General features: G+C 73.5%; 6 protein-coding genes. All 6 read left to right on the top strand.

Annotated elements, in window-relative coordinates:
• Window positions 1-905 (top strand): hydantoinase B/oxoprolinase family protein (locus ACWDX9_RS58640; protein WP_449972160.1); only part of this gene is annotated, 905 nt, incomplete at its 5' end.
• A complete protein-coding gene (locus ACWDX9_RS58645; protein ID WP_449972163.1) occupies window positions 902-2,158 on the top strand; it encodes an amidohydrolase in 1,257 nt (418 codons plus the stop codon). The genes ACWDX9_RS58640 and ACWDX9_RS58645, both read left to right, overlap by 4 nt.
• 152 nt (window positions 2,159-2,310) lie before the next feature.
• Entirely contained in the window at window positions 2,311-2,625 is a 315-nt protein-coding gene (locus ACWDX9_RS58650; protein WP_449972166.1) for a hypothetical protein, read from the top strand.
• Window positions 2,626-2,629: 4 nt separating this feature from the next.
• Window positions 2,630-4,051 (top strand): RICIN domain-containing protein, encoded by a 1,422-nt coding sequence (locus ACWDX9_RS58655; RefSeq protein WP_449972169.1) that lies wholly within the window; start codon window positions 2,630-2,632, stop codon window positions 4,049-4,051.
• Between the two features lie 99 nt (window positions 4,052-4,150).
• Window positions 4,151-5,095 carry a cucumopine synthase-related protein gene (locus ACWDX9_RS58660; protein WP_350742956.1) on the top strand — a complete coding sequence of 315 codons (945 nt, stop codon included), beginning with the start codon at window positions 4,151-4,153 and terminating at the stop codon, window positions 5,093-5,095.
• On the top strand, window positions 5,092-5,884 hold a 793-nt coding region (locus ACWDX9_RS58665), incomplete at its 3' end, for an NAD(P)/FAD-dependent oxidoreductase (protein WP_449972172.1). The genes ACWDX9_RS58660 and ACWDX9_RS58665, both read left to right, overlap by 4 nt.

Raw genomic sequence — 5,884 nt, forward strand, 5'->3', positions numbered from 1 at the left:
GGCTGGTGGTGCCCGTGGTCGTCGCCGAGCAGCGCGCCGCCGGCCAGAACGTGCAGGTCCTGGAGCCGATGGTGGGCGGTACGGGGGCCCGCGACGGCGCCGACGGGGTGGACGGCCGCGACAGCGGCATCTCCAACCTGTCCAACAACCCGGTCGAGACCGTCGAGACGGAGATCGGGGTCGAGATCCTCAGGTACGGGCTGCGTACCGACTCGGGAGGCGCCGGGCGCTGGCGCGGCGGGTGCGGGCTGGAGCTGACGTTCCGGGTGCGCGGGGAGGGCTCGAAGCTGCTGGCCCGGGGGCTGGAGCGGATGTGCTTCCGCCCGTGGGGCGTGCGCGGCGGCGGCCCGGGCGCGGCCACCGAGCTGATCGTCAACCCGGGCACGGCCCGGGAGCGCAGGCACTTCAAGATCGACGTGCTGCCGCTGGAGCCCGGTGACGTCGTCACGCTGTTGACCTCGGGCGCGGGCGGCTACGGCGACCCGTACACCAGGGATCCGGAGGCGGTGCTGCGGGACGTGGAACGGGGTGTGGTCTCCCGGGAGGCGGCGGCGCGCGCGTACGGCGTGGTGCTGGCGGAGGGGGACGGCGGCCTGGCCGTGGACGACCCGGCCACGGCGGACGCCCGCCGCGGGCACCGCCCGGACCGGGGCGCCCACGACGGCGGGGCGGAGCGGCGGGCGTGGGAGTCGGTGTTCGACACCGCCGCCGTCGACCGCCTGGTGGCCGCCCTGTTCCGGCTCCCCCGCCCGGCCCGCACCCCGCGCAGGACGGCCCTGTACGCCGCGGTCCTGGCCGGGCTGCCGGCCGGCTTCCCCAGAACGCCCCCCACCCCCGAGCAGCGCGACGCGGCCCGCCGTACCCTCGTCCAAGAGATCACCGAACTGGAACGGATGTCGGCATGAGCGATCAGGACGCCATCGACGCGATCATGGCCGGGCTCGCGGGCCCGGCGCTCGGCGAGCTCGCCGAGCTGTATCAGGACCTGCACCGGCACCCCGAGCCCGCCTTCGAGGAGGAGCGCACGGCGGGCATCGCCGCCGGGCGGCTGCGGGCGGCCGGGTTCGAGGTCGTCACGGGCCTCGGCGGCACGGGCGTGGCGGGCGTGCTGCGCAACGGCGAGGGCCCCACGGTGGCATTACGGGCCGACATGGACGCGCTGCCGGTGCTGGAGGCCACGGGCCTGCCGTACGCGAGCACCGCCACCACGCCCGACGGGGTGCCGCTCATGCACGCCTGCGGCCACGACATGCACGTGACGTGCCTGAGCGGCGCGGCGCAGCTGCTGGCGGCCGGCCGGGACCGGTGGCGGGGCACGCTCGTGGCGCTGTTCCAGCCGGCGGAGGAGATCGCGGCCGGGGCGCGGGCCATGCTGGACGACGGGCTGTTCGACCGGATCGGCACGCCCGACGTCGTGCTCGGCCAGCACGTCTTCCCCGACCCGGCCGGGACGCTGCTCATCAGCCCCGGCGAGATCCTGGCCGCCGCCGACAGCATGGAGATCCGGCTGTACGGCCGGGGCGGGCACGGCTCGCAGCCGGAGCGGACCGTCGACCCGGTCGTCCTGGCCGCCTCGACCGTCATGCGCCTGCAGACGGTCGTCTCGCGCGAGGTCTCCCCGTTCGAGCGGGCGGTGCTGACGGTGGCCCAGATCCACGCGGGCCACAAGGAGAACATCATCCCCGACGAGGCGTCCATCACGATCAACCTGCGCTCGTTCTCCCCCGAGGTGCGCCGCACCTTGCTGGCGGCCGTGGAGCGCGTGGTCAACGCCGAGGCGGCCGCCTCCGGCGCGCCCCGCCCGCCGGAGATCCGCACGCTCAACGCCTTCCCGCTGACCGTCAACGACGGCGACGCCACGGCCCGGGTGCGCGAGGCGTTCGCCGGCCGGTTCGGCTCCGAGCGGGTGCCGGCCATGGCGCCGCTGATGGGCAGCGAGGACTTCGGCCTGTTCGGCGCCGAGGCGGGCGCGCCGTCGGTCTTCTGGGGCCTCGGCGGCGCCGACCCCGGCCTGTACGCCCGCGCCGAGCGGGACGGCCGGCTGCGCGAGGACGTCCCGAGCAACCACTCGCCCTTCTTCGCCCCCCAGATCCTCCCCACCCTGCCCACGGGTGTCGAGGCCCTGGTCACGGCCGCCCTGGCCTGGCTGCCGGCGTAACCGGCCGGCAGCGCCGGGGCTTGTCATGCGCTGAAAGTTTCACGTGCTGAGCTGGGCGGACGCCGCCGGGCGAGCGCCTGGCTGGTACCCGCGTCCGGCCCGATCTACGGTGGCGGTGCCTATCCGGCGCCGGCCGTCCGACGGGTGCCGGAGTGGCGCTCCTGGCGCGACCCCCACGCGAAAGGGACCCCCGATGGCACCTCCTCCCGGCGCCGGCGCTCGCCGCCGCGGTCACCCTGGCCTCCCCTCCGGCGCACGCGGACACGTTCCGCACCGCGAGCTCGTCCGGCTGGGGACCCAGCTGGTCGGCCGGTCAGGCGAACGCCCGCGCGGAGCTGAACCGGCGGGCCGCCCAGGCGGGCGAGGTCTGCCCGAGCGTGTCGGTCACCTCCACCCACGTCTACACCGCGCCCGGCGGCGCCTGGTACATCTACGACGTCACCGTCTCCGCGAACTGCACCGGCTGACGCCATGTCCCGTCTCCTGACCCTGCTGGCCGGGCTCTGCCTGGCGCTCACGCTGACCCCCGTCGTCCCGGCGACGGCCGCGCCCGTGACCGTGCCGGTCGGCGCGCAGTTCACCGACACCTCGGGCAACCTGCTGCACGCCCACGGCGGCGGAGTGATCAAGGTCGGCTCGTACTACTACTGGTTCGGGGAGAACCGCAACGCCGACGGCACCTTCCGCTACGTCTCCGCCTACCGCTCGGCCGACCTGCGCACCTGGGAGTTCCGCAACCACGTGCTCACCCAGTCCAGTGCCGCCGAGCTGCAGGTCGCCAACATCGAGCGCCCCAAGGTCGTCTACAACGCCGCCACCGGCCGGTTCGTCATGTGGATGCACAAGGAGAACGGCCGCGACTACGGCGAGGCGCGCGCCGCCGTGGCCGTCTCGAACACGGTGGACGGCGCCTACACCTACCTGCGCAGCTTCCGGCCGCTCGGCCACATGTCGCGCGACATCACCACGTTCGTCGACACCGACGGCGCCGGCTACATGATCTCGGCCGCGAACGAGAACTACGACCTGCACGTCTACCGGCTCAGCGCCGACTACACCGACGTGGCCACGCTGGCGCGCATGTGGGCCGGCGACCACCGGGAGGCGCCGGCGCTGTTCAAGCGCGACGGCGTGTACTTCATGCTGACCTCGGCCGCGACCGGCTGGCAGCCCAACCAGGCCCAGTACGCCACCGCCACCAGCATCACCGGCACGTGGAGCTCCTGGCAGAACACCGGCGACTCGCTCACGTTCGGCTCCCAGCCGGCCTACGTGCTGCCGGTGCAGGGCACGTCCGGCACGTCGTACCTGTACCTGGGCGACCGGTGGGCGGGCGCGTGGGGCGGGCCCGTCAACGACTCCCGGTACGTGTGGCTGCCGGTGCAGTTCCCGAGCAGCACGTCCATGAGCCTGACCTACGCGCGCCAGCTCACCGTCGACGTCGCCGCCGGCACGATCGCCACGACGGGCACCGGCTACGACCGGCTGGCGGTGCGCCACTCCGGCAAGTGCGCCGACGTGCGCGGCGGCTCCACCGCCAACGCGGCCGCGGTCATCCAATACGCCTGCGGCGGCGGCACCAACCAGCAGTGGCGCATCCAGTCGATCAGCGGCGGCTACGTGCAGGTCGTGGCCCGCAACTCCGGCAAGTGCCTGGACGTCAACGGCGCCTCCACCGCCGACGGGGCGGCGCTCCAGCAGTACACGTGCGGCACCGGCGCCAACCAGCAGTGGACGCTGCAGGACGCGGGCGGCGGCTACCTGCGCCTGGTGGCCAGGCACTCGGGCAAGTGCGCCGACCTGCCCAGCTCCTCGCAGGCCGACGACGTGCAGTTCAAGCAGTATCCCTGCAACGGCGGCCAGAACCAGCAGTTCACCCGCACCCCGCTGTGAGCCACCGGAAACCCAAGCCGCAGAAGAGCACGTCAAGCACCGGTCAATAGCACGACCCCGCCTCTTTCGGCACAAATCGTGACGTTAGAGTGACGTACTGTGAACGAATCGAAGCGTGTGGAAATCACCTGGCCCAGCCTCGGCATCACCGTGGCCGCCGAACTCGACCAGCGCAACCGCGCCCTGGCCCAGTGCCTGTGGGACGCCCTGCCCTACCGCAGCCTGCAGGGGCACGCCCTGGTCGCCGGATATCACCTCTACCACGTCGCACCGGTCCATTCGCTGCTGCACACACCAGCGGAATACAAGGTGGACCGGCGCACCGTGCCCGACGGCACCCTGTTCTGCTCGCGACTGCAGCATCTCGGCATCAAGTACGGCGAGCTCACCGAGCCCATGACCGCCACCCCGATCGGCCAGGTCGTCCCCGAGGACCTCGACGCCCTGGTCCAGGCCGGCCGCGACGTCTGGCACTCCGTCTACACCACCAAGAGGCCCGTCATCGCCGAAGTGCGCCGCGAGGGCGAGCCCAGCGGCCACCAGCTCCCGCGCCTGCCCATCGGCGACCCGCAGCTCAACGAGCTGGTCAAGGACGTCCACGCCGAGACCGAGCGCATCTGGCTGGACCCGCCCCGCGAGCTGCTCGACCTGCACGCGGGCCGCATCCCGTCCGGCGCCGGCAGCTACGAGACGGTCCTGACCACGCTGCTGTTCGTCAACGGCGAGACCCGGCCGCTCGGCTACAGCTGCTACGGCGGCCTCGTCCGCGCCGCCCTCGACGGCATGCCGATGCCGTGGCTGCGCCAGATGACCCGCCAGCTCGCGCACACGCCCGCCGAGTTCCTCGGCTACTGCGGCCTGGACACCCTGTGGGGCTTCACCCAGCGCCTGCTGGACGGGCTCGACCGGCTCGACGACCACGAGGACTTCGTCTCCGTCATGGCCCACATGGCCCTCTACTGCAACTGCCTCGGCGGCTGGAACCTGCACCTGTTCCCATGGGAGGCGGGCGAGCACCTGCGCCGCGAGGAGACGCCCGCATGAGCGGTCCGCGGGTAGTGGTCGTCGGCGGCGGCGTGATCGGCCTGTCGATCGCGTTCCACCTGGCCGAGGCCGGCGTCGACACCACGCTGCTGGAGCGGGACACGCTCGGCTCCGGCGCCTCGCGCGCCACCGCCGACGTGGTCCGCTCCTACTTCGCCGGCAACCCGGTCAGCTCGGCGCTGGCCGTGCGCAGCCTCGCGGCCTACCACGCCTTCCCGACCAGGCCGGGGATCGACCTGCCGCTGCGGCAGGTCGGTTACCTGGTGCTGTTCACCGAGGCCGACCAGGTGACCGCGTTCGAGGCCGACCTGCCCGCCCAGCACGCCGCCGGCGTCGACGTGAACCTGATCGGCGCCCAGGAGGCCAGAGAGCGCAACCCGCTCATCGGGGACTTCCCGCTGGTGGCCGCCGCGTACTCGCCGCAGGCCTACATCTCCGACACCACGGCCATCGTCACCGCCTACGCGCGGGCGGCCGAGCAGGCGGGCGCGACGCTGCGTACCGGCTGCCCGGTCACCGGCATCGACACGCGGGCCGGGCTCGTGCGGACCGCCGCCGGCGACGTCGGCGCCGACGCCATCATCTGCGCCGCCGGCGCCTGGTCGGCCTCGCTCGTCCGCGACGCCGGCGTGGACCTGCCGCTCACCGAGCCCATCGAGCAGGAACTGCTCACCACCGACCCGCTGCCGCCGGACACGCCGGACATCCCGGTCACCCTGCACGCCGCCACCGGCCTGCTGGTACGGCTGCGCGGCGACCGGCTGCTCATCGGCATGGGCTACCCGGGGC

The organism is Nonomuraea sp. NPDC003201 (genome assembly GCF_053590415.1).

Bases quoted from the DNA above. Each gene is read 5' to 3' on its own strand.
- ACWDX9_RS58645 (WP_449972163.1), top strand. From the start codon at position 902: ATGAGCGATCAGGACGCCATCGACGCGATCATGGCCGGGCTCGCGGGC.
- ACWDX9_RS58655 (WP_449972169.1), top strand. From the start codon at position 2,630: ATGTCCCGTCTCCTGACCCTGCTGGCCGGGCTCTGCCTGGCGCTCACG.